At 49.9% G+C, this 24752-nt stretch carries 23 protein-coding genes, 1 tRNA gene and 3 pseudogenes; 16 read left to right on the forward strand and 11 right to left on the reverse strand.

What is annotated here, in order from left to right; all coding sequences use genetic code 11:
• The first annotated feature begins 204 nt into the window (after nt 1-204).
• The 3 genes from FYJ64_RS09865 (at nt 205) to FYJ64_RS09875 (ending at nt 2134) form a co-directional block, all read left to right on the forward strand.
• A tRNA-Thr gene (locus FYJ64_RS09865) sits at nt 205-280 on the forward strand.
• A gap of 487 nt (nt 281-767) precedes the next feature.
• Nucleotides 768-992, forward strand: coding sequence for a hypothetical protein (locus FYJ64_RS09870; RefSeq protein WP_075713689.1), 225 nt, complete (start codon nt 768-770; stop codon nt 990-992).
• 236 nt (nt 993-1228) lie between these two features.
• The gene (locus FYJ64_RS09875; protein WP_154574977.1) at nt 1229-2134 is read left to right on the forward strand and encodes a hypothetical protein; all 906 of its coding nucleotides are present in this window, start codon (nt 1229-1231) and stop codon (nt 2132-2134) included.
• Between the two features lie 35 nt (nt 2135-2169).
• Here the strand turns inward: FYJ64_RS09875 and FYJ64_RS09880 are convergent, their stop codons facing one another.
• Both FYJ64_RS09880 and FYJ64_RS09885 read right to left on the reverse strand, forming a co-directional pair.
• A complete protein-coding gene (locus FYJ64_RS09880; protein ID WP_154574978.1) occupies nt 2170-5700 on the reverse strand; it encodes a PD-(D/E)XK nuclease family protein in 3531 nt (1176 codons plus the stop codon).
• Nucleotides 5694-6380, reverse strand: a complete 687-nt coding sequence (locus FYJ64_RS09885; protein ID WP_206045634.1) for an HAD-IA family hydrolase — start codon at nt 6378-6380, stop codon at nt 5694-5696. The genes FYJ64_RS09880 and FYJ64_RS09885 overlap by 7 nt, the downstream gene beginning before the upstream one ends.
• Here FYJ64_RS09885 and FYJ64_RS11430 point away from each other — a divergent pair.
• Nucleotides 6365-6517 (forward strand): hypothetical protein, encoded by a 153-nt coding sequence (locus FYJ64_RS11430; RefSeq protein ID WP_206045635.1) that lies wholly within the window; start codon nt 6365-6367, stop codon nt 6515-6517. The two genes, FYJ64_RS09885 and FYJ64_RS11430, sit on opposite strands and share 16 nt — an antisense overlap.
• 44 nt (nt 6518-6561) lie before the next feature.
• On the opposite strand, the gene FYJ64_RS09890 is transcribed toward FYJ64_RS11430, so the two are convergent.
• From FYJ64_RS09890 to FYJ64_RS09910, 5 genes are all read right to left on the reverse strand, one after another.
• A complete protein-coding gene (locus FYJ64_RS09890; protein ID WP_154574980.1) occupies nt 6562-7374 on the reverse strand; it encodes a PDDEXK family nuclease in 813 nt (270 codons plus the stop codon).
• A 927-nt stretch (nt 7375-8301) separates the two neighbouring features.
• On the reverse strand, nt 8302-10479 hold the full coding sequence (locus tag FYJ64_RS09895; protein WP_154574981.1) for a Tex family protein: 2178 nt from the start codon (nt 10477-10479) through the stop codon (nt 8302-8304).
• Nucleotides 10480-10523: 44 nt separating this feature from the next.
• Complete coding sequence (gene prfB, locus FYJ64_RS09900; RefSeq protein WP_154574982.1) at nt 10524-11621, reverse strand: peptide chain release factor 2; 1098 nt, start codon at nt 11619-11621, stop codon at nt 10524-10526.
• On the reverse strand, nt 11621-14455 hold the full coding sequence (gene secA / locus FYJ64_RS09905) for a preprotein translocase subunit SecA (RefSeq protein WP_154574983.1): 2835 nt from the start codon (nt 14453-14455) through the stop codon (nt 11621-11623). Before secA ends, prfB begins: the two co-directional genes overlap by 1 nt.
• A complete protein-coding gene (locus FYJ64_RS09910; RefSeq protein ID WP_154574984.1) occupies nt 14452-15744 on the reverse strand; it encodes an HlyC/CorC family transporter in 1293 nt (430 codons plus the stop codon). Before FYJ64_RS09910 ends, secA begins: the two co-directional genes overlap by 4 nt.
• Nucleotides 15745-16123: 379 nt before the next feature.
• On the opposite strand from FYJ64_RS09910, the gene FYJ64_RS09915 reads away from it, so the two are divergent.
• Nucleotides 16124-17098, forward strand: a complete 975-nt coding sequence (locus tag FYJ64_RS09915; protein WP_154574985.1) for a biotin--[acetyl-CoA-carboxylase] ligase — start codon at nt 16124-16126, stop codon at nt 17096-17098.
• A gap of 8 nt (nt 17099-17106) precedes the next feature.
• On the opposite strand, the pseudogene FYJ64_RS09925 reads toward FYJ64_RS09915, so the two are convergent.
• From FYJ64_RS09925 to FYJ64_RS09935, 3 genes and pseudogenes are all read right to left on the reverse strand, one after another.
• A pseudogene (locus FYJ64_RS09925) lies at nt 17107-17765 on the reverse strand (ABC transporter ATP-binding protein); the annotation flags it as partial.
• 70 nt (nt 17766-17835) lie between these two features.
• Nucleotides 17836-18429, reverse strand: a pseudogene (locus FYJ64_RS09930) (IS256 family transposase); the annotation flags it as partial.
• 193 nt (nt 18430-18622) lie between these two features.
• Nucleotides 18623-19687: a hypothetical protein gene (locus FYJ64_RS09935; RefSeq protein ID WP_154574987.1), complete on the reverse strand. Its 1065-nt coding sequence runs from the start codon at nt 19685-19687 to the stop codon at nt 18623-18625.
• Nucleotides 19688-19921: 234 nt separating this feature from the next.
• Between FYJ64_RS09935 and FYJ64_RS09940 the strand changes: the two genes are divergently transcribed.
• From FYJ64_RS09940 to FYJ64_RS09965, 6 genes are all read left to right on the forward strand, one after another.
• Nucleotides 19922-20323, forward strand: a complete 402-nt coding sequence (locus tag FYJ64_RS09940) for a hypothetical protein (RefSeq protein WP_154574988.1) — start codon at nt 19922-19924, stop codon at nt 20321-20323.
• A 167-nt stretch (nt 20324-20490) separates the two neighbouring features.
• Nucleotides 20491-20703 (forward strand): hypothetical protein, encoded by a 213-nt coding sequence (locus FYJ64_RS09945; RefSeq protein ID WP_154574989.1) that lies wholly within the window; start codon nt 20491-20493, stop codon nt 20701-20703.
• 155 nt (nt 20704-20858) lie between these two features.
• Complete coding sequence (locus FYJ64_RS09950; RefSeq protein WP_154574990.1) at nt 20859-21134, forward strand: hypothetical protein; 276 nt, start codon at nt 20859-20861, stop codon at nt 21132-21134.
• Nucleotides 21135-21475: 341 nt separating this feature from the next.
• Nucleotides 21476-21667: a hypothetical protein gene (locus FYJ64_RS09955; protein ID WP_154574991.1), complete on the forward strand. Its 192-nt coding sequence runs from the start codon at nt 21476-21478 to the stop codon at nt 21665-21667.
• Nucleotides 21668-21767: 100 nt separating this feature from the next.
• The gene (locus FYJ64_RS09960) at nt 21768-21974 is read left to right on the forward strand and encodes a hypothetical protein (RefSeq protein ID WP_154574992.1); all 207 of its coding nucleotides are present in this window, start codon (nt 21768-21770) and stop codon (nt 21972-21974) included.
• A gap of 63 nt (nt 21975-22037) precedes the next feature.
• The gene (locus tag FYJ64_RS09965; protein WP_154574993.1) at nt 22038-22283 is read left to right on the forward strand and encodes a YjcQ family protein; all 246 of its coding nucleotides are present in this window, start codon (nt 22038-22040) and stop codon (nt 22281-22283) included.
• A 57-nt stretch (nt 22284-22340) separates the two neighbouring features.
• Here the strand turns inward: FYJ64_RS09965 and FYJ64_RS09970 are convergent.
• Nucleotides 22341-22646: pseudogene (locus tag FYJ64_RS09970) on the reverse strand (IS30 family transposase); the annotation flags it as partial.
• A 57-nt stretch (nt 22647-22703) separates the two neighbouring features.
• Here FYJ64_RS09970 and FYJ64_RS09975 point away from each other — a divergent pair.
• The 5 genes from FYJ64_RS09975 to FYJ64_RS09995 all read left to right on the forward strand — a co-directional run.
• Nucleotides 22704-23153, forward strand: a complete 450-nt coding sequence (locus FYJ64_RS09975; protein WP_154574994.1) for a hypothetical protein — start codon at nt 22704-22706, stop codon at nt 23151-23153.
• A gap of 437 nt (nt 23154-23590) precedes the next feature.
• On the forward strand, nt 23591-23902 hold the full coding sequence (locus FYJ64_RS09980) for a DUF6883 domain-containing protein (protein ID WP_154574995.1): 312 nt from the start codon (nt 23591-23593) through the stop codon (nt 23900-23902).
• 12 nt (nt 23903-23914) lie between these two features.
• On the forward strand, nt 23915-24100 hold the full coding sequence (locus tag FYJ64_RS09985) for a hypothetical protein (RefSeq protein ID WP_154574996.1): 186 nt from the start codon (nt 23915-23917) through the stop codon (nt 24098-24100).
• Nucleotides 24101-24182: 82 nt separating this feature from the next.
• A complete protein-coding gene (locus FYJ64_RS09990) occupies nt 24183-24398 on the forward strand; it encodes a hypothetical protein (RefSeq protein WP_154574997.1) in 216 nt (71 codons plus the stop codon).
• 127 nt (nt 24399-24525) lie between these two features.
• The coding region (locus tag FYJ64_RS09995) for a transposase (RefSeq protein ID WP_206045636.1) at nt 24526-24752 on the forward strand (227 nt) is incomplete at its 3' end.

The following is a 24752-nucleotide window of genomic DNA, read 5'->3' on the forward strand; positions in this document are numbered from 1 at the left end:
TCTGCGAGAATCTCCCGTACAACAGGAACCCTCCTGCAGTACATCTGCAATACCCGCTGATCCGCCAAAAAATCCCTTGCAATCAACGGCCACTCGTGTTACACTTTATGATGTGTGAGGGGCGCACCCCTCGTTAACACGCAATTTAAGCGCGTGACCCATTTTCGGGTCGATATATCCGGCACTATTGCCGGCAGCCGACACGCTTCCGTGGCTCAGTTGGCAGAGCAGCGCATTCGTAACGCGCAGGTCGGCGGTTCGAGCCCGCCCGGGAGCTCCATAAAGAACTTCTCCTCACAGAGAGGTTCTTTTTTTCTTTGTGACAAAGACTTCTCGGCGCGAACTTCGTTTGTCCGTTCCAACCTGCCGGTTCATAAGCGGTGCCCGAGACACGAGTCACAGCGCAAGCTAAGGCGTAAGCCACGCGCCAGTTATGGCGTCGACCCATAATTGGTTCAATATTTTTTTCGTTCTGAGTCAATGTTGAATCAGAATACCGCCATTCCGCCATTTTTGCACCGGTTGAAATCCGGAATTCCCGCATTTTCAGGGATTTTCCCGGGATTGCCGACAGGCATCAAAATTTTTTACAAAGTATTTTTCAGCAATTATCGTTGAAATTTCAACACCACTCGATAAAATATCATTTTATTTCCGGATTTCTTTTGCAAGTTTGGCACGGTATATGCTTTGTACTAGGGGTGAATAAAGGATAAAAAAGAAACCAGATAAAGGAACTCAGTGTTTTGTGAATGGAGGTATTCAAGATGAAGAACGAAAAAATCATGAGAAAAGCTTTTGCAGACGCGGCGAACGAGATGCTCTACGTTTCCGATCCGGAAATCATGGAAGCCGTAATTGAAAACACGATGGAGAGCAGAATCGGAAAAGTCTGCGGAAAAGATGAAATCAGAGCTTTTGTGAAGGCCGAGCTGGCGAAGATGAACGATGCGACATCCGACTACAGCTTCCGGTGGTCCTTCAACAACTAATCAAGCCCATAAACCCTAATTAAAGCCCATAATAAATGATCCAATAAATCCTCAATACTTTTTAATGGATCACGAACTGCCCCGACTACCCACGGGGCGGTTTTTTTGTGTCATTTCAATCGCTCTTGCGGTTTTACTGTTTCGTCTGTATAATTAGTGTATGCTCAGTGCCGCCCGTCAGGCCCTGCGCGGTTATGCGGGCAGATATGAACTTACAGAACAGGAGTGCAGCAATCATGGAGAAACTGTCAGAGAAGAAAATCAGCCGGGCCCTGCAGGACACCGAATTTTTCAAAACATTGGAACCAGCGGAAATGATGTATGTTCTGGTATCCGACATCATTCTCAGAGGAGACGTGAAAAAATCCAACTTTGAATACTGGCTCACCCAGGAGGAGCGCTGGCCGGAAATCAGTGCTGAGGACCGCATGGATCAGGTTCTCCGCGTGCTGGAGGACGAGAGCCCCTCGGCAGCACTGCAGGCTTTTCAAAAGGTCGGATTTATGCGCTTCTGCATGCCGCGCTGCTTCCCGATCCGGAAGCTGATGGACAAAAAAACCTTCTACTCTATCATCGACAACTTCAATCAGCTGGAGTACCGAAGAGACGACCTGGCCTTCAAGCTCGCGCTGTTGATGTTCTCCTTCGACCCACTGGCGACCGAGGAAACACTTTACGACGCCAATTTCGACCGGGACGCCATCAACTGGATCTGCAATCTGATTTATTTCTATATGGAGTTCATCCGCCTGAACACTCCGAAAAAGTTGAAATCCTTCGTCGGCAAATTCGGGAAAGACTTCTATTTCGATATGAACGACTACGCCTGGGCCATCCTGAAAATCACCAAAATGCGTGAGCTGAAGCCGCTGAAAAGCAAAGACCATGTCCTCAGCTGGATGAACCAGGGAGTTCCTTTGGACGCTGAAGATCTGGAGCTGACCCGGGAGGATATTCTGGAGGCCGGCGCGGAGAGCGAGGACGAGGTCACAGCAATCCAGCAGCTTCTCATCGAGCACTGCCAGAAAAAGCCCCTGGACAATATCCGGGAGCTTGAACTCAGTCTGGTGAAAAATCTGACGCAAAAGGAAATCGATCGGACCATTCGCCGCGTGCGCAAAGCCAAAGAGCGCCGCTATTAGCCACTGCTGTATCGGTCGACGTATGCCGGCGGTTTTCAACGGATTCGATTGTAGGCGCAGCCGTCGAACATCAGATCGAACCGGCAGATGCTCCGGTTCCCGCAGTAATCGCAGGGAGTGCTGTCCTTTGTCTTCATCGGATGGATATCGATGACGCCCTCCAGCATGTCCGCGACAAATTCCTGCACCTTTTCGTCCACTGCCTCCTGCAGCTCCGCAAACTCCTCGTCGCTGACCAGAGAGCCCTCCGGCGAACCCTTCAGTCCACCGGCAGTAATACGGACAGGCGCGATGCTTGAGGTACCCTCGAATTCTCCGGCAATCTCCCTCACGACCTTCGGATCATCCACCATAATCCCGTTCAGTCTGAAGCGCTTCCGGAGCTCCGCCTCCAGCCGTTCCGCACGCTCCTCATCAGACTCACCGCCTCTGTCCGATGCTCCCGTAATGCTCCCGTCGACTCTGGGATCCTGTATATGGAAATAGAAGACCCCGGCCGGTCTGCGGATTTCCTCCTGCACCACCTCGTCTCCCGCCGGTTCTGTCTGAGATGAATCGCCCTGCGCCGCCCTCATGTACAACATCAGCTGCAGCCGGTAGCCCGCCCGGACCTCCTCCTGCTTCAGCTGGAGATTCCCCGACTTGTAATCGATAATTTTCAGCCGATCGTCCGGCAGCCTGTCCAGGCGGTCGATCCGGCCCTCAATGCACACCTCCGTGCTCCCGACCTTTACCACAACAGGACGTATCGGTCGTCCCGTTCCGAATCCGACCTCAAATCGGCTGCTGCTGATCTCTCCGGACCGGGCGTGCTCCACCAGAACCCACAAAGACTTCAGACAGGTATCCTCAATGCGTCGGGTTTTGTAACGTTCCTCGTTTCCCAGGGAAAACAGGCCGTCGCGATACCCCTCGGTCTCCTCCGCAAGAGCCCTGCGGACCAGTTCGCGGCATTCTTCCTTTGTTACCGTCTCCCATGCCTGCTCCCGGGACAGCCGCGCGGTAATCCGCATCAGACAGCCGTGATAAATATCTCCGATCTCCCGGCTTGCCACCTGAAAAATCCGCCGCTCCTCCGGCTCCAGTCCATAGGTGACGTAATATGCAAAGGGACATCTGGCATAGGTTTCAATTCTCGACGGCGACAAAGTGCGGGTTCCTCCGTTTTCGCTCTTGAACAGCAGACTGCTGTAACGGGACGGAAGGGTTTCTGTCCGGTTTTCAAAGGACAGGTCTTTGTCGATCTGCTCCATCACCTCCGGCAGATGCTCCCGGTACCATCTTTCAACCGGAGCCCATACGGGAGCACGGCGCACTCCTTTTTGTTCCAGACGCATCCTCTCCACAAGATGCCGCAGTGTGCTGATGCGACCTCCGACCAGCGCCTCCTCATCCTCGCGGTTGATAATGTCGCGGCGGATTTCGAGGGACGGAAAGATACCCGTCAAAGTGTCGACGATATCGGATCTCCTGAGTTCCCGGCCCTCTTCGTCTCCGGTGGAATATCCGATCCACAGATGTTCCGACGGTCTGGACATATTACGGTAGATGGCGAGGCGTTCCTCCTGAAGACGGATCTGATCCACCTTGCAGATTTCGTGCCCGTCCTCCGCCAGCTGCTGCCGCTCCTCCGGCGAGAAAAGTCCCTCGTCGGCCGCCTCCGCCGGGAGCACACCCTCATTGGCACCCAGAACGACCAGTGCCTTCAGCTGCCCGCTTCTCGTCCGCTGCATAGTTCCCATCATCAGATCATCGATGGAGGACGGCAGAACGCCGATTTCAATCTGTTTCAGCCCCGCGGTGAAAATTTCAATAAAGTCTCCGGCATCAAAAGGTTCGTCGCCGATCAATTCTACAATCTGATCGAAAAGTCCGATAATCATGGTGAAGATCTGTCTCGTCTCTTCTGCTTGATCATCTGCATCATTCTCCTCCTGGAGGCGCATGAACTCCTGCAGTTTTTCCTCCATCCCAAGCGGCCCGGTCAGGTATCCGAAAAATCCGGTCAGGAATTCCCGTACCGTCCGGCTTTCGGCAATGATTTCCTCCAGTCCGCCGAATATTTCCATCGCCTGCTCCCGCAGTTCCTCCAGCGCCGCCATTCCGTCTGCGCCGTATTCAAACCCGCCCTTCTCAAAGGGTTTTTTCCACATCGTTCCTCTGATGCGGTATTTCAGCGCGTAATTTTCCAGACGCTCCACCTCGTCTACGGTCAGGCTCGTGAATCCGGTTTTCAGCGTCCGCATCACGTCAGTAAAACGGTACCGGTTTGCGACCGACTGAAGCATAGAGACCAGAAATATTGCGGGATTGGAATTAAGAATGCCCCGCTTGCTGTCCAGAAACAGGTCGATACCGTATTCCCGGAATACACGCGAAACGGCCTGCGCCCTGACGCTCTGGTCGTTGCAGATTACCACGATGTCGCGATACCGGTATCCGTGCTCCCGAATAAGCCCCAGAATAAACGCTGCCGCCGACTCCGCCTCATTATATATATTTGCCGCCTCACAAATGGTAATTCCGTCGCTGTCTTCCGCTGTTTCAGGCACCGGCGCGTACAGCTCATGCTCAAGATGCGCGATTGCCGGCCGCCGAAAATCCGAGCCTCCCCCCGGAGCATCAACAGGGCGCGTGTATTCCGGTCCGATTTTCTTCAGCTCTCCAAGAGGGCATCCGACTTCCTTCCCTGCTTCAATCAGTCTGTGCATTACTGTTCGCGTCAGGGAGAAAAGTTCCTCGTCCCGGCATCCTTTGTCGCCGGTCAAAACAATATTGACTTCCTCCGCAGCTCCCATCAGCCCCCGGAGCACCTTCACGGATTTCGGAGCGAAGCTGTCGAACCCGTACACCCAGATACGTGCACCGCTGACGATTCCGGACCGTCCGATGCGGTCAATGTACAGATCAATGTAATCCTCTGAATCAGTGTACTTCCCTTCTATTTTTTTTTGATATTCACCGTAGATAAGGGAAAGGTCTGACAGTTTTCTGTGAAGCAGCGTTTTCTCCGGCACGCTGTCTCGAACCGCACGCAATCCTTCCGGAGTAACACCATACTGCTTCAGCTCGGAGATGAAATCATTTGCCAGCTCCACAAAGGAATTTTTCGCCATATTTCCTTTGAATACCTGAAGCTCACCGTCTTTTTCTCTGGCAATCTGTGTCAGCAGCATCTGCCGTCCGTATTTGTCGATAAAAGTCCGACGACCGCCGCCCAATTCCCGAAGGATATTGTGACCAAGACGCGACATGCTGAACACATCCAGCCCCACCAGTCCGGTCACATTCAAATATCGAAAAGCCTGCCGCTCCGCCTCCAGAGTGTACTGATCCGGAACGATGATCAGAACTCTCCGATCCTCGCTGAAGCCGGGCGATCCAGAACAGGCGATTTGCGCGCTGCCCATGTCCGGCACATTACCTGTAGAAGCCGATGCAGCGCCCTTGACCGGTGCAGTACTAAGGGTTGGCGCATTGCCCACGCCCGGTGCAGTTCCCGCGATGCGGTCATAGATGAATTTTTCTTTGTTGACACTTTCTCTTCCATAATAAATATTCAGCATTTTTCAAGAATCTCCAAAAGCTCTCCGGCTTCTTTTATCTCGTGATCCGGTCTGTAAATTCCCACTTTGTCTTCCGGGCGCATGGATCGCGACCAGCCCACAAGCACAGCCTCGATGCCGGCGTTATGAGCACATCCCATATCATAATGCGTGTCCCCTACAAACAAAGCCTGATCCGGTCTGACATCCAGCTTCTCCAGGCCGATCAGTGCCGGTTCAGGTTCCGGTTTATGCACCGTGGTATCGTCGCAGGTTACGATTGCCGAAAAAGTATCCTCCATTCCCAGGTACACCAGCGCCCGCTCCAGTGAATCCCGCGTTCTGGATGTGACAATTCCCATCCGGTATCCGCGGCGTCTCAACTCTCCGATCAGCTGCCTCATGCCGGGAAACAGATACCAGCGATTCTGATCCTGCGCCGCCTGCCAGTCGCGATAAATTCTCAGCGCATCCTCCAGGTCATGCTCCGGAAAAAATCTGACCATAGTCTCTCTGAGCGGCTCTCCAAAAGTGTGATATAAAAGCTCGTCGTCCGTTCTTCTGCCCCGAATTGTCATAAATGTGTGCTGCCAGGAATCGATTACAAGCTGGTTCGTATCTCCGACGGTTCCATCATAGTCAAACAGTACCGCCTTGATGCGGCCGGCCGGATCCGGATGCCGGGATGCCGGCGAACCCAACGACGGATTTTGCGACTCCGGATGCCGGGATGCCGGCGAACCCAGTGACGCTGTTTCGGGCATACGTGATGCCGACGCAGACCGCAGCGATGTGGGTGACGAAGCATGCGGCAGCGCTGTCAATGTGGACGCAGTAAATTCTGCCGGCGGCGTTTGGGAAAAATCTGTGAATTTGTCTTTGTTACTTATGCTCATAAAAAGGTAAAATCTTCTCCTCAATGATCTTGTATATATGGGCGCTGTTGATGCGGCCGCGGCTGTCGTCCTGCGTCAGAATCAGATTTTCTCCGATAATACGGTCGTTCATCTGATAGGCGCGCAGACGATATGCATTTTCTATACAATAATCCAGATTTCTCAGCATCCCGAAGTGTTCCCAGATCAGGGTTCTGCCGTCAGGCAGATAAATCGTAAAATCCGGATAATACGTTCTCCCATCCTCATCACAATAGGGAAATTTCTCTTCATAATGAAAAATTATACCGTATGTATAAAGTGCATTGGCAATGATGACCTCGGATTTAGAGCGAACCATCTCGCCGTAGCAGGTTTCATGAATATGCTTTCTCGGGTCCTTGGGACATTTTTCATAGTCGGCTTGATTTTGTTCCGCGCGAAGACGCAGCCTCCGATTTTTCAGAATTCTTTGGACCTGTGCAGGCATTTCTGCGATAATATCCTGTGGATCACGCCGATCCATATGTTTCATCATGCGCTCCAGGAGCTCTATGTTTTGTTCGCAAAATAAAATCAACCGCTGCGCTGCAGACTTTTCCGCCAAAGTCTCGATGCGGGAAGGATCCTTCGTAATGTTGGTCTGAAGACGCCGGCCTTCAACCGTTGAAAGAGCATAGCAATCAACACGCCCGCCTCTTGTCCGGATGTACAACGTACCATCCTCTGCACAGCACTTCGCCGCGCGAAGCTGTCCGAGCATTTTCCTCTGCACCCGCAGTTCACGCTGCATCGCATCATACAAATCCTTCAATTTCACACACCTCTCTTCCGCGGCGGCGCAGGCAGACGTAATAACTGTTCCGGCCCACGCCGTTACGCGCTGACTGTTCACACTTCCAGGCTCACGCTCCGGGACGGTCATCGAGCCGCCGACTTACGCATCGCCGCAAACGGCTTGTCGCTCACCCTTCGAGCGCTCTGTTTCTGCGGCTCGACGTCCGAAGCAGAGCTTTACATTCTTATACTTTCCGCGTTTCAGGTTTTTCTGTTTTACAACAGCCTCACCATAAACATTTTATCATCTCGCGCCATCTCAGGCAATATGATGTGAATCTATGGTAATCATTCATTTTATATTGGCTCACGATCGAGATTCTAACTCGATTTCTCAATAGCCGGGAGTCGAGTCTCGACAGAGGTCAGACGGAACTTCGAGTTGCCACATTTTTGGCTTTTTTCGAGAAATGTGGCAGATTTCATGAGTTTTCTGCTATGTATAACATATGCTTTAAAGTTAGAGTGTCGAATTTACGTCATTCGTACCTGATTTTGTAAAATCTCGCATCGTTAAAGTGAGCACAGTGTGCATTTTTCTATGCAAAATAGTAAAAAATGTAAATTCGCCTCGGAAAACCTGCCACATTTTCGGTTTTTTTCGCGTTTTGTGGCAGATTTTCCGAACAAGGGTCGTTTAAGCGGGTTTGTAATCGTTAATTTACGATGTGTTATTTTACATCAGTCACAGTTCGTCATTCGTCGCCAGTCGTCGCCCGCTTGTTGACTAGCCCTCATTCCTCACCCGTCCGTCGGGGCAGCCTACGGGTGGCGGTCTCGGACTGCGTACGCTCGCCGCGCTCCCATCGGAGTCGGCAACAATCTCGCCAGAGCGCAGCATACGGGCGGCGGTCTCAGCGCGGCGTACAGTCGCCGGTCCGCCCCTCGGGGCAACGCGCAGGCGATATCCTCAGATTTTCATCGTCAGGGAAATCTTTTTCTTTGCCCGGTCGATGGAAAGGATCCTGACTTTTACGGTATCGCCGACGGATACGACATCCATCGGGTGGGAGACGTACTTGCTGCTGAGCTGAGAAATGTGAACGAGGCCGTCCTGCTTGACTCCGATGTCTACGAAGGCGCCGAAGTCTACTACATTGCGGACGGTGCCGGTCAGCTCCATGCCTTCTTTCAGGTCATCGAAATCGCGGACATCGTTGCGGAAGACTACGGGCGGTGCGGAGTCACGGGGATCACGTCCCGGTTTTTTCAGCTCTTCGATGATATCCAGGAGCGTGGGCTTGCCGACACCCAGGTCTTCGGCCATCTGGTCTATGCTGCGGCTCAGTTTCTTTGCCGGATAGGCGGCGGCAATGCGTTCATCCAGCGCATCACCGACTCCGCCGGCGACGATGGCGGAGTCATCAATCCCGATTTTCTTCATCATCGCCTCGGCCACCTTGTAAGACTCCGGATGCACTGCCGTCCGATCCAGCGGCTGATCCCCGTCCGCGATTCGCAGAAATCCGGCGCATTGCTCGAACGCTCCGGCACCCAGCCTGGAAACTTTCAGCAGCTGCCGCCGATTCGTGAAGCGGCCGTTCTCCTCGCGCCACGCCGCGATGTTGCGAGCGATACCCATATTGATTCCCGCCACATAGGAAAGAAGCGACGGGGAGGCGGTATTCAGATCCACACCGACCCGGTTCACACAGTTTTCCACCACGCCGGTCAGTGCGCTTTCCAGCATTTTCTGATTGATGTCATGCTGATACTGACCGACGCCGATGTGCTTCGGGTCGATTTTCACCAGCTCTGCCAGAGGGTCCTGAAGCCGGCGGCCCAGTGACATTGCACCGCGCGTCGTGACGTCCAGATCCGGATACTCCTCCGACGCAAGCTTAGAGGCGGAATAGACCGATGCACCCGCCTCGTTGACGATGGTGTACTGAATCTGCAGACTGTTCTTCCGGATGAAACCTGCCACCACCTCTTCTGTCTCGCGGGAGGCAGTACCGTTGCCGATGACGATGATATCGCACCCGTATTTGTTAATCATCCGCAGAAGCGTCCGCTCCGCACCCGCCACATCATTGCGGGGCTGCGTCGGATAAATCGTTGCGTAGGCCCGAAGCTTTCCGGTGCCGTCCAACACAGCGACCTTGCAGCCGGTGCGGTATCCCGGGTCGATGCTGATGACGCGCTTGTCCTTCACCGGCGGAACCATCAGAAGGTTCTCCGTATTTTTTGCGAAAATACGGACCGCCTCCCGCTCCGCACGTTCTGTAAGAGTTTTCCGCACCTCTCGTTCTACCGACGGTGCAATCAGACGTTTGTAGGCGTCCGTGACAGTCTGCTCCAGCAGGGGCACAAAGATCGATCTGCGGTTGCGGATTGTCTGTTTCTCAATCAGTCCGATGATTCTGTCCGTATCCGTCTCCACCCTGACCTTCAGCATCTTTTCCTTCTCACCCCGGTTGATGGCCAGTATCCGGTGGTTCGGAATTCTGGCGATACCCTCGCTGCTGTCATAGTACATATCGTAGACAGATTTTTCCTCCGGATTCATGGCCTCCGTGACGAGTTTCCCGAACCGGAAGGTTTTGTCCCGAATCACCTCGGTGAGGTCGGCATCATCCGCGATCATCTCCGCGATGATATCACAGGCTCCATGAAGCGCGTCTGCCGGAGAGGCGACTTCTTTTTCGGGATTGACAAAATCCTGTGCGACGGTTTCCGGATCACCCTTTGTCTGCTGCTGAGCATAAAGAATCATGGCCAGCGGCTCCAGCCCGCGGGCTCTCGCTTTGCCTGCCCGGGTCGCCTTCTTCTGCCGGTACGGCTTGTATAGATCCTCCACCCTCTGCAGGACTTCCGCCCGGTCGATTTCCGCGGAAAGCTCTTCTGTCAGTTTCCCCTGCTCGCCGATTAGACGCTTAACCTCCTCCTTGCGTTCCTGAAGATTCCGTAGATACTCCAGACGTTCCGCCAGATCCCGCAGGGTAACGTCTGTCAGTCCGCCGGTGGCTTCCTTTCTGTAACGGGCAATAAACGGAATCGTATTTCCGTCGTCAATCAGTTCAATGGTGCTTTCCACCTGAGAGTGGCGAATGCGAAATTCCTCCGCTAATACTTTGACAATGTCCATAATTCTCCTTATAAAAGACGGCCGGCCCTGAGCCGGCCGCCTGTTTACAGCTGCTTCAACTCTTCATTTATAAAAGGATCCAGTGCGCCGTCCATGACTGCGCTGACGTTTCCGACCTCCGCTCCGGTCCTGTGGTCCTTCACCATCGTATAGGGCTGGAAGACGTAAGACCGAATCTGCGAACCCCAGGTTATCTGAGAAAAGTCCCCTTTGATTTCCTTCAGATCTTCCTTGTGCTGCTGCTCCGCAAGATCCATCAGTTTGGACATCAGTATCTTCATGGCGACTTCACGATTCTGGTGCTGGCTTCGCTCATTCTGACAGGTGACGACGATGTTAGTCGGAATGTGGGTGATACGGATGGCCGAATCGGTTTTGTTGACGTGCTGACCGCCGGCCCCGCTGCTGCGGTAGGTGTCTACGCGGATGTCATTGGGATCGATATCCACCTCAATATCGTCATCGATCTCCGGCATCACCTCAAGCGCCGCAAAGGATGTCTGCCGCTTGCCCGCCGCGTTGAACGGGGAAATCCGAACCAGCCGGTGGACGCCCTGCTCATGCTTCAGATAACCGTAGGCGTTCTCGCCTTCCACCAGGAAAGTGGCACTCTTGATACCGGCCTCTGTGTCATCCTGGAGATCGACGATGTTCACGGTATACCCCTTGGATTCTGCCCAGCGGGTGTACATCCTGAGAAGCATCTCCGCCCAGTCCATAGCTTCTACACCGCCGGCTCCAGCGTGCAGGGACAAGACAGCGCTGTTGTGGTCATATTTTCCGCTCAGCAGTGTTTCCAGTTTGAAGTTCTCCAGTTTTTCGGAAAATAACCGAAATCCCTCAATTACATTATCGGCTTCCTCTTCATCCTCCATCTCGTCTGCCAGATCAGTCAGTTCTTCAATGTCTGACAGCTCGCTCGACAGCTTCTCATATTTCTCGATTCGGCCGTCGATACCGCTCTTCTTCTTCAGCAGAGCCTGCGCAACCTCCGGATCGTCCCAGAAGCCTTCCGCCATCGTCTTCTGGTTCAATTCTTCTGCCTGCTTTTTCAGCTCCTCCAGTCCCAGCGACTCACCGATTTCGGTGAGTGTCTTCTTTTTTGCGGGCAGTTCCTGCTTTATCGGATCTAATTTGAGCATTACATATTCTCCCTTTCCTTCTCAAGATCGGACTGCATATGGCAGTTTTTGTATTTCTTTCCGCTGCCGCACCAGCATTTGTCGTTCCGTCCCAGTTTTGGATGATCACGGCGCACGGTCTGCTGCTTCTTCTCTCTCTCGGGCATCGCCGCCCCCTCGGGGAGTTCCTCTTCCGTTCCGCCGGCCATCGCCTGCAGAATACCGGAGTCTACATCCTCCGCCTTGGATTCTCCGCCGATCTGTATCACTGTACGCCTCTCTGTATCGGTTTCCAGCGTGACACTGTAGCAGTACTGAACAGTCTCTTCCTTAATCTCGTTAATCATGCCCTCGAACATATCGAATCCTTCCTGTCCGTAGGCAGCCACAGGATCCTGCTGTCCAAGCGCACGAAGTCCGATTCCTTCCCGCAGCTGATCCATGGCGTCAATCTGATCCATCCAGTGATTGTCCACAACGCGTAGCAGAATCATGCGTTCCACCTCACGCATCCGCTCTATGCCGATTTCCTGTTCTTTCTTCTCATACATCGCCTCGAACTGGGCATCGATATCCTCTTCCAGGGATTCCGGCGTCATGGAGATCAATTCGTCGGTGTCGTATTCGTCTTTACCCTGATACTGTCTGGTGATGCGCTTCAGATTCCGGTTCAGTGTCGGGAAATCCCATTCCTCCGGGAACTTGGATTCCAGAACAACGCTCTGCACGGTCTCGTGCACCAGATCCTTCATCATGTTCATGATGTATTCTCTGAGATCCTCGCCGAACAGCACCTTGCGGCGCTCGCCGTAGATGATCTCCCTTTGTTTGTTCATGACATTATCGTACTGGAGTACATATTTACGGATTCCGAAGTTGCGGCCCTCCACCTTCTTCTGCGCGCCCTCGATGGAGCGGGACAGCATTCCGGCCTCGATGGATTCGTTCTCTTCCAGTCCCATTCTTGCGACGATGTTCTGCATCCTTTCGCCGCCGAACAGCCGCATCAGTTCGTCCTCCAGAGAGATAAAGAACTGAGTCGTACCGGGGTCGCCCTGACGGCCGGCACGTCCGCGCAGCTGGTTGTCGATACGTCTGGATTCATGACGTTCCGTACCGATAATGCAGAGTCCGCCCAACTCCACAACCTTGTTGTGCTCCTCGTCTCTTTCTTCCTTTACTGCGTCGTAGAATTCCTGATAAGCCCTCCGCGCGTCCATCAGCTCCTCGTCGTCTGACTTGGCAAAGCCGGTGGCAAAACTGATAGCCTCCTCCGAGTAGCCCTTCTTCTTCATCTCACGCCGGGCCTCAAAGTCCGGGTTTCCGCCCAAAATAATATCGGTACCGCGGCCGGCCATGTTGGTGGCGATGGTGACCATGCCCAGACGTCCGGCCTCCGCGACGATCTCCGCTTCCTTCTCATGCTGCTTGGCGTTCAGCACGTTGTGGGGTATACCCCGTTTCTTCAGCAAGTCGCTGACGATTTCTGACTTCTCGATGGAAATCGTACCCACCAGCACCGGCTGTCCGGTTTTGTGCACCTCCGCCACGCGGTCTGCAATCGCAAGGAATTTTCCATGCTCCGTCTGATAGACGGCGTCCTGCATATCGTTGCGGATGACAGGCTTGTTGGTGGGGATCACGACGACGTCCATGTTGTAGATATCTCTGAACTCGTCTTCTTCCGTCTTGGCGGTACCGGTCATGCCCGCCAGTTTCTCATACATGCGGAACAGATTCTGCAGCGTGATGGTGGCCAGCGTCTTGGATTCCGAACGGACCTTCAGATGCTCCTTGGCCTCGATGGCCTGGTGAAGCCCGTTGCTGTAGCGGCGTCCGAACATCAGACGTCCGGTGAATTCATCAACGATGATAATCTCGCCGTCCTTGACGATATAGTCCACATCCCGTTCCATCAGAGAATGCGCCTTCAGTGCCTGCTGAATCGCATGGTTGATCTCCATGTTTTCCGGATCTCCGAGGTTCTCCAGCCCGAAGAACGCCTCCGCGAGCTTGACGCCCTTATCCGTCAGAGATACCTGCTCATCCTTTTCTTCGACTTCATAATCCGCATCCGGATCATCCGGCTCTTCCGCCTTGGGATCCGTCTTATAGCCCTTTTTCAGGTCCTTCACAAAACGATCCGCCTGGCGGTACATATCGGTGGACTGGTTCCCCTGCCCGGAAATAATCAGCGGGGTTCTTGCTTCGTCGATAAGGATGGAGTCCACCTCGTCCACGATAGCGAAGTTCAGGCCGCGCTGCATCAGTTCCTCTTCATAGGTGACCATATTGTCCCGCAGGTAATCGAAGCCGAACTCGTTATTTGTGCCATAGGTGACGTCCGCCTGATACGCCGCGCGCCTCGTCTCATCGCTGATCCCGTGGATCACGCAGCCAACGGTAAGACCCAGCCAGGTATAGAGCTTGCCCATCCACTCCGAGTCGCGCTTCGCCAGATAGTCGTTCACTGTCACCACATGAACGCCTTTTCCGGACAGAGCATTCAGATACACCGGCAGTGTCGCCACCAGCGTCTTGCCTTCACCGGTCTTCATCTCGGCGATGCGGCCCTGATGGAGCACCACGCCGCCGATCAGCTGAACGTGAAAGTGCTTCATGCCTAGAACACGCCAGGCCGCTTCACGGCACACTGCGAAGGCTTCCGGAAGAATGTCGTCCAGTGTTTCTCCGTTTTCCAGCCGTTCCCGGAACTCCGGCGTCTTCGCCTTCAGTTCCTCATCGGTCAGCGCCTGCATCTCTTCATCATAGGCTTCGACGCGGTCCGCGATTTTCTCGATCTTTCTGACCTCTCTTTTGTTCAGGTCGCCAAATATTTTTTCTACCAGGCTCATTTTCTGCTGTCCCCTTTCTGCAGTTCCTCTTCCGGTTTCTCTTCCACCCTCAGGTTGATTTCCAATGCCTTGCGGCTGTCCGCACGGGTCACCTTGCCGGTGAATACTTTGTCGCCCGCGTCATATTCAAAGCTGTCGCCCGCCGCAGGCATCTTATCGATCAGGAGCACCACCCATCCGTTCACGGTGGTTGCATCCAACTCTTCCTCTTCGTCGAAGTAGTCGAACATCTTCTCTACGTTGGTACTGCCCAGGATGCGGTAGCTTCCGTCCTGGAGAAGTGTAATGTCCGGACTTTCCACCTCGTCGTGCTCATCATAGATTTCGCCCACCAGCTCCTCTATGATGTCCTCCATCGTCACCAGTCCCTCTGTCCCGCCGTACTCGTCCACGACGATGGCAATCTGGGATTTGCTGGCCTGCATCTTCTTGAGCAGATCCGCGCATTTGATGGAGCCGGCCACAAAGACCACAGGCTTGACATAGTCGGCAATGGTCTTGCGGGACCCGGAGATGAAATTGTGAAAATCCTTCTGATTCAGCACGCCCAGAATCTTGTCCAGGTCCCCCTCATAGACGGGGACTCTGGAAAAGCCGGTGTCTTTGAACAACGCAGCGACGTCCTTCTTTGTCGCCTCAATATCGATAGCCTTGATATCCACCCGCGGCGTCAGCACATCCCAGGCCTCCAGATCGTTGAATTCAATAGCGTTCTGGATCAGTTCGCTCTGATCGGACATAATACTGCCCTCGGTCTCCGCCTCCTCGACGATGGTCTTCAGTTCCTCTTCGCTGATGGAATGCTCAGGACTTGCCTTGAACAAAATCATCAGGAATTTTTTCCACATGCCGAACAGCCAGTTGACCGGCGTGAAGACGATCATTAACACGCGGATCAGCGGTGCGGCGAACCGGGCGAAACTCTCCGGATATTCCTTGGCGAGGCTCTTGGGCGAGACTTCTCCGAAAATCAGGACCACCAGGGTCATGACCACCGTCGATACCGTTGCTCCGTAGCGGCCGTAAAGCGCCACAAAGAACACCGTCGCTACAGCGGTGTTGGTGATGTTGGCAATATTGTTGCCCACGAGAATGGTTGACAAAAGGCGGTCGTACTGGTCTGCCAGTTCCAGCACGCGTTTCGCCCTGCGGTCGCCGTCATTGGCCTGATTCTTCAGCCGAATTTTGTTCAGCGAAGTAAACGCTGTTTCCGTAGCAGAAAAATATGCTGACAGAATCAGCAGGCACACGATGGCCGTAATATACATCCCATATTGTCGGGCGTCCATTGAATCCGATTCCTCCATCTGCTGCCGGCAGGCGGCCGGCAACACGTTCTCTGGTGACAGTTCATCAATTTATCATACCATATAACGAATGGAAAATAAAGGGGAACGCAGTGAGTTCAGCGAATCTTCACAACGCCGTAACAGAGAGTTAATCTCTTAAGATCGCCCGCATTCAACAGAGGTGTGATGCGCCCGCAGCGCTGCTGACAAACTGCCGCCAGTGCCCATTAAGTCCGACGGGGACTTAATGAGCAGACATTAATTACGCTGGACTTAATCTGCAAAAAACGAGTGTCTGGCAGTTGCCGCTTGAAAACAGGGACAACATCGGTGTAAAATAATATTCACAATATATGAACTCACACATCTGGAGGAAATCATGACAACACGAACAGAGCTGCTGAAGCTTCTCAGGAGCAGCCGGGGAGAGTTTCTCTCCGGACAGAAAATCGGTGAAACGCTGGGGATATCCAGAAACTCAGTCTGGAAGGCTGTCGCACAGCTGAAAAAGGAAGGCTATCCGATCGAAGGCAAATCCAACGCCGGCTATCGGCTGACTGCCGCTTCAGATCCGCTGACGCCCGGCGATGTGGAATCCGTACTGAGAGTTCCCTGCGACATTCAGGTTCACGATGTCGTTACCTCCACCAACGACATTGCCCGATCCATGCCGCTCAGCCACCGTCCTGCGGCCATAATCGCCAATCAGCAGTCAGCCGGCCGCGGCCGGCTGGGGAGGTCTTTTGAGTCGCCGGGAGGCACAGGTCTCTATATGACCATCGCGCTGAAGCCGGCCTTCGCTCTGAACAAGGCCCTGTTCGTCACCATGGCCTGCGCCGTCGCCGCATGCCGCGCCATCGAGAGAGTCTGCGGCGTGAGCCCTTCCATCAAATGGGTCAACGATATTTTCCTGGAACAAAAGAAAATCTGCGGCATCCTCACGGAAGCTCAGTCGAATCTGGAGACCGGCGAAATCGATTCGCTGATTATCGGCACCGGGATAAACTGCTTTCCGAGCAGCTTCTCGCCGGAAATCAGCCATATCGCCGGATGCATTTCAGACACGCCGGGCGCCTTCTCCCGGGGCGAGCTGGCCGGAGAGCTGATCAACCAGACCGCTGACGTCCTGGAGGACATCGAATCCCGCTCCTTTTTTTCGGAATACCGCGCGCGCTGTTTTATCCTGGGCCAAAGGATTCTCGTTCACGCCCATTACGACTCCCGGAGCACACTCGCACTTGCCCGGGATATTGATGAAGACGGCGGTCTGATCGTCGAATATCTGGAAGGCCCCCGCGCCGGCATACTTGAAACACTCCACACCGGCGAAATTTCCATCGTGCCGGTGCAGTAAAAAGCGTCAATTATGACGATGGTCTTTTCCTTTGTCAGCGCGTCAACGGCTTCCATGAGTTCTCTTTCGTTTTCCGGATCCACGTTGGCCGTTGCCTCATCCAGAATGATGACCGGCGCATCCTTCATGATGGCCCGCGCAATGGATATTCTCTGTTTCTCTCCGCCGGAAAGTGTGGCGCCGCCTTCCCCAATCACTGTTTCGTATCCATCCGGAAGAGCCATGATGAAATCGTGGCAGCAGGCCTTTTTTGCCGCTCACCTCCGGACAGGTGTCCGCCCGCGCTGCCGACGAGAGTGTCATATCCGTGCTCCAGCCCCATGACGAAATCGTGGCATCCACACCGCGCAGCAGCCTCCTCCACCTCTTCGTCTGTTGCATTTATATTTCCCATCCGGATATTTTCCCGAATCGTCTCATTGAAGAGATAATTATCCTGTGACACATAGGCCACGTTCCGGCTGTATTCCGCAAGCGGCAAGTCCCGAATATCCGCGCCACCGATCCGTATGCTTCCGTCGCCGACATCCCAGAGTGATGCGATCAGCTTGGCTATGGTGGATTTCCCTCCTCCGGAAGGACCCACAAAGGCGTTTACCGTGCCCTCCTTAATTTCCATAGTCACGTCATGCAGTACCTCCTCGTCATGATATGCAAACGTCACATGCTCGCACGAGGAAATGATTTAGATATACATTTCCTCTGCCTGTTCGTAAAATACCGCCCCAGTACCATATTTCCTGCAGTTCAGCACGGAGACCAGCCTGTACCTTCTTCGGTGCTTTGTCGGCGATGTTCTTTGAAAAGTGAAACTGACACCGTTGCCACGGAACGTCCGGAAATACCTCCCTGGAGGCATTGATAATGCCATCGTGAGCATCGGACGTAATCATCATGAGGCCGCACAAGCTGCGCTTTTTCAGGCCTGTCAGGAAATCTTTCCATGTCTCACGTGACTCGTTACGATAGGCCGAGAAGCCAAGGATTTCGCTCTTTCCATCGTCATTGGTGCCATAGGCAATCAGCAGCGCTTTCGAGACAACCCGGCCGTTCTCACGCACCTTGAAATACGTAGCGCCGACCGTGAGAAACGGATAATTCCCTTCGATCGGCCAGCTGCGGAATGCCTCGACTTCCTTATCGAGATCCTTGCAGACATCGGAAACGGCGGATTTAGAAATCGATGAACCGCAGAGCGTTTCTACGACCCTTGCAACTTTCCTGGTGGATACACCGCTCACGACCATTTCCGCCATGGTCGTAACCAGAGCGACCTCGCTGCGGGAGTAGTTCTCAAAGATCATCGTATGGAATGGCTGGTTTCTGTGTCTCGATTCTCAGGTTCACAAAGCCTGAGGTAGGTTAGTAGATCCATACTTCTTGCTCTCTCGATTTCTTCATTTGTGTAGAAAATTGTGCTCACCTCTCTTTCTGAATACGAAAATAGCCTTGAGCATATCAGCATGTTGCTCAGGGCATGTATATTAGTGATTCAGTTTGTGTGCAATTGATGTAATTGCGTAACTATTTAATTTTAACCTTCTTAACCTTTGAGTCATAGCTGTAAGCCTTGTACTTAGTATCGTTATAGGTCTTTACTTTGACAGCAATGGTTCTGCCCTTTAGGCTTATAGGCATATCCCAATTGAAGGATGCTGTGTATGTATTCTTAGTTCCCTTAATTGTTTTGTATGATGAGATACCTTGAACTGTTGAAGTAAGATCGATACCCTTTGCACCTTTTGCCTTCTTGCTTAAAGTTACAGTCATCTTGAATGTAGTCTTGTACTTATATTTCCATTCATCATAATTGAAATATCTTTTAACTTTTACTTTAGAAATTTTTACTGACTTGATTACAGGTTTTGTTGAAGGTCCCATAGGTACAGTAGCTAATTTGTAGACATCGGAGTTAACCTGGAAGTTATTAACTCTGTCTATCTGACCTGCATATAGAGTGTATTTCTTTCCAGGCTTCATTGCTGATGAAGTTTTGTATGCTATCCATTCTCCCCATCCATTCTTTAGCATTGCACTAAATGTCTTTCCACCAACACTTGCAAGCACGTTTGTATATTCTCCATGCTGGTCACGAGTTAGATAGTCAGCATTAAAGAGAATCTTGTTAGGATATGTTTGAATCTTCATCTTAGTAGCTTTTTTGAAGTTTACATAGAAGAAATCCATTCTATCTTCACTCCAACTAATGCCCTTGCAGTAAAGATAAAATACTCCCGGTTTTAGATTGGTATCTTTGATATTTAATACACCATACGCAACGTCTCCGTTCTTATCCCACTGCTGACCATTTATTTCTTTTAAACTACTATCGGTGAAGTAAGGATAGTTGCCAAATGTATCACCTTCTGCAAGTTGAATTCTGCACTGAATATAATCTTTAGTGGCTGGTGCTTTAATAAGATCCTTGGTAAATGATACAACAGTACCATCATCAAATGTCTTGGAATACTTATAATCAGCATCATTTTTGTTAATTGTTGCTGCACTTGCAACTACTGCTGTTGCAGCTATCATAGCTGTTGTTACTGCTAAAATTAACAGCAATCTTGATACTCTACGCTTTTTCATTTTCTTGCCCTCCTTTGAAAGAACACTAACATTAACTTCTGAGTTCGAAATATGAAAAGTTTTGATGTATTAAGGTGCTGTCTTTTCACCTCCTTGTCACCTAATCTACTTTAACGCTCTACATTGTTACAGGCATTGTACACTACTCTACGCACACCCGCAAGTGTTTTTGCATATTTTCAGTCAAGTCCAAATTTGTGTGTAAATTGCCTTCAGGTATAACTGCTGATAACTATGCTGCCAGGAGGGCGGCCTGTTCTTCGGCGATCTGGTGCAGGTGATTTCGAGCATCTGATTTCAGCAGCTTCTGATGAGTCAGAGAAGGGTTATCAAGATGCGCATACGAAGAAGTGGATTGATCAGCAGAAGCTATCAGAAAGAAGAAACAGAATTGAGATTGATAAGAATTTATTGCGGAAGATGGAAATAAAAGATTTCGCACTATATACCAAGCAAAGGAATCATGTTATAATAGTTACGAGTAAACAATTCGGAAAGAAAATCGGTGAACATGCTCGTGAATGGGGGCTTGATAAGTTAAATTCAGAGGATAGGCGGAAACTGGCACGCATAATACAGGATATATTATATACTGACGATGTGCGCAAAGGAACATGGAGGGGCAAGACGGATTAGTGAAATTTTATGTAAAAGGAAAAGATGCAGTCGTAGTAAATAATAAAGGTCAATTTGTTACTATATTAAAGGGTGGTGTCAACAATGCGAGGATTAAGAACGCAAGAAGGACAAAAATTTGAAAAATTTTTTGCATTAATCCAAAATGAGGCAATGAATGAAAAAAAGTGTTTTTCCTTGATTCGGGGGAAGGGCAGGAATTTGAAACAGATGAAATGGAAGGTGAAAACCTTTCAGGTTGGTTAGTTCCTGTTAAAGAAGCCGATGAGTTTGAAAAACAATTTATTAAATGGGACATTGATAATGAAAAATGGGATGATTTTTATTCGTTTGCAAGATGGAGTTGGAGTAACAGACAAATAAAAATTACTTTTGGCTAAACTCTAACTATATTTCCAAACCTCGCGGCAACGCGGGGTTTTGTTATACAGAGAAAACGCTGCAATTTAGCAGCATATTTCAGAAGTGTGCTGCGAAAACGCAGCGGGAGAAACGATATGAAGCACATAAGAGCACCGGCCAGACAATTGGGGAAATGGCAGACAGAATCGGACGCCAGACCCCTACAGAGAGCTTTGTTTTACCTTACCAGAAGACAGACGGCACAGAAGCCATAGCTTGTTACGGGAAATCCGGGCGAAAAGCAATGGACTGGCAGAAACTGCTGGTCTATGACATTCTGGCACGTGAAAAGGATAACCAGTGGGCACATATGAAATACGGGCTTTCCGTTCCCAGACAGAACGGAAAGAATGAGGTAATCGCAATTCGTGAGGTTTACGGTCTGCTGCTCGAAAGGCAAGCAGAATAATAATTGATAACAAAAATAAGGCGAAACGTGATATATTGGAAGCAATAAGAAAACCGAATGCGAAAGTGCATTTTCCCGCGAAAAAATTGATATCGAGAAGTATTCGTTCGATGGGTACCATATTAATTCCGAGAGAAGACACAATGTCACGTTTCAGCAAGCTTCTAAATTCATTCAAGAAGCAGATGCATCGGTTACAGTATGGAATGGGCGAATAGAACGATATTATAGTAAAAATGGCATTGCATATGTTGATACGGTTAATAAGAAAATAATCACGGCATTCACAAAAAAAGAATTTTACGGTGATACCGTGAAGGTGATGGAGGTAATTGAGAAATATGGATTATAAGGAAATGAGCCCAGAATTTGTCGATTGTCCATTATGCGACGAAAAAATTTATTGCGGCGAATGTGTTGAAAATAGCGATACCTCAGAAGGAACAATCAATGAAGGTCATTTGCCAGAAAAGTATAAGGAAAAAGCAAATTGGAGAGACATCTGCAAGAATTGCAAATGGCATAATTATTAAGCACCAACTGCAACCGGTGCTTTTTTCATACCTCACAAATGCAAGGAATCTCGCGGCAACGCGGGGTTTTGTTATGAAGAGATAAAAACTGGAGGTAAAAATGGATAAAACAGAAGACGGCCGGATTACAGGTTTTTTAATTAACTTAAGCAAATTAAATGATCTTTATGGAATTACAAAGGTGGAGCTGTATGGTGGATATAATCTCGATATTGAGGGTTTGACAAAGGACGATATTGAAGTCAGATATCATCTGCTCCGGGAAAGAGCAATAGCACTCGGTGTGCTAAAAGAAATTAAGGAATAAGGAACCTTGCGGTAACGCAGGGTTTTGTTATAGGGATAAACAGAAAGGAAACGGTGAAATCGAATGGCAAAAGATGATTACAATGTCGTTGTGTTCAAGATATTGACATACCTGTACGCATGCCTGAAAATGAAAGCACTGTTTGAAGATAATGTATTCAGGCAGATAATTGATAAACAGCAAGTTTCTGATGAATATCTAGCGGATATCCTTCACATAATGACGGAAGAAGGGCTGATAGTCGGCTTGGTATTTACAATGACATGGGGCATACATACATTTTGGCACTTAATTGCAATAACAAGTTGAACATTGATAACTGAATATCCATAGGGTAAGCCGAAAAGGTTGGGGTGCCTGCGCCGGCTACGCCGCTCGATAAATCCGGTCAAGCTCTGCCTCGAAAACTTCATCCGGAGTTCTGTATCCAAGGATCCTCCTCGGCAGGCTGTTGCACCAGACCTCAATATTCGAGATCTCCTCTGCGGTATAGCTGTCGATCCGTTTTCCCTTGGGAATGAATCTCCTTATGATACCGTTGTGCCACTCGTTCGTACCCTTCTCACAGGACGTGTATGGGTGAGCGAAGTACACCAGCGTATCTGCCAGTTCCTCCAATTCAGAGAGCCGGGCGAATTCAGATCCGTTATCCGTGGTAATAGTCTTGAACAGGCTATAAACAAGGTTAAAAAAGTAAGGCCAAGCGGTTTGTAGGAAAACCAAACGGATATGTTAAAAAAAATGAATCGGGATATATTGGATTATGCAATGAAAAATAACGAGAGCAACGAAGTAGCAATGCTAATGCATGAAGGGGTAAAAGTATCAAAGCCAATTAAAGGAGATTATAGAAGTGTTGATATAATGGCTGATGCAGATGGGTACCATATCTTGATGTCATCAAATTATAGAAGTGTGACACTGTCACATAATCATCCAGGGCTATCGTATTTTTCTTCGGATGATTTGTTTATATTTATGAAATATCCATCAATAAAAAGTATGGCAGTGGTGACAAACAGAGGGAAGGTGTGGTATATTAATAAAAAAGATAATTACGATGATGAGGAAGTCATAGACGCTTTCTTTGAATTCGGACGAAGACATAAGGATTGGGATGACCGGAGAATTGTAAGAGTATTTCTAAGAGAATATAGCTCAATGATAGAAAGGAATTAATAATGGATGATGAAAGAACGATGGAAGATATCCTAAAAGAAGCTGAAGAGGCAAAGAGAATCTTGCACGAAGAATTGCTACGATGCGGGAAACATTCTCGCACCTAAGTTGCGTACGATGTATTTAATTAAGCACCAGCTGCGGCCGGTGCTTTTTTCACACCCCGCATACGCGGGGTTTTGTTATGAAATTGAAGAAATTTTACCTCAACGGTATGATGATGTAAGTAAAATAACGAAGACGATCAGAAATGACCGCCTTTTTTTATTGAGTCGCTGCGAAAACGCAGTGGGAGAAATGATATGAAGCACATAAGAGCACCGGCAAGACGATTGAACTGAAGGAGAGGAAATGGCAGACAGAATCAGACGCCAGACCCCTACAGAGAGTTTTGTTTCACCTTACCAGAAGACAGACGGCGCAGAAGCCATAGCCTGTTGCCAAATATAGATAAAGCCGAGATTCCATATAAGAAGATATCGAGATATCTACTACTTCCTGGCGCAAAGCATTCAAAAGAATTTTTTGATTTAGGATACACTGTGCAAGACGCTGAGCAACTTTATAGTGATATTATGAGAGAGATAGAGAAAAATAAGGCAAACGAAATTTCTGGAAAATTTTATGGTAATAGGCGAAGATATTCTGTTATAATAACACTAGGCAAGACAAAGAAAAGAAAATTTATAACTGTTTGGCAAATGATAGATGGCATTCCGACATTTATCACAGCTCACAAAATTCGATAGAGGGTGAAAATTATGGATTCGTTCGTAATTGGTGACAAGGTATTGATAAAAGAAAGCAAACAACTTGGCTATATTTGTGATGATATAGATCGTGAAGAGGGACATTATATTGTTGATTGTTACGATTTTATGAACTCAGATAATCCAAATAAATATTTGATTGATGTTGAAGAAAAAAACATTGTAAAAACAACATAATTATTAAGCCCCTAGCTACGGCCGGTGTTTTTTAATACCTTGCGAACATCGCGGGGTTTTATTATGAAGAGGTGAAAATGGGATGCAAAAAGCGGATAGAACAGAAGCCGGCCGAACTACCGGCTTTTTAATTAACTTCAGTAAATTAAATGATCTTTATGCAGTTGCAAAGATAGAACTGTATGGTGGAAATAATATCGATATCGAGGGTTTTACGAAAGACGATGTTGAAATTAGATATCATATGTTCCGAGGGAAAGCAATAGCACTCGGTGTGCTAAAAGAAATCAAGGAATAAGGAACCTCGCGGCAACGCGGGGTTTTGTTATACAGAGAAAAAAACGCGAGAGTATGAAACAATCTCTGTAAAAGTTCATTTCTGAGGCCTTTCATGATACAATCAAAATTATGGAGGGCCTTAGATTATGGCAAAAAGAGAAAGAAAATCCGTACATCACGTGGAAATGACGGACGGGAAACGAGCGATCATTCAGGGACTGCTGCAGGAATATGATATCCAGAATACTCAGGATATCCAGGACGCGTTGAAAGATCTTCTCGGTGGAACCATCAAAGAAATGATGGAAGCTGAGATGGATGACCATCTCGGGTATGAAAAGTCAGAGCGGACGAACGATGACAGTGAGGACCG

Source organism: Hornefia butyriciproducens, assembly GCF_009695915.1.
Lineage (GTDB): Bacteria > Bacillota > Clostridia > Peptostreptococcales > Anaerovoracaceae > Aminicella > Aminicella butyriciproducens.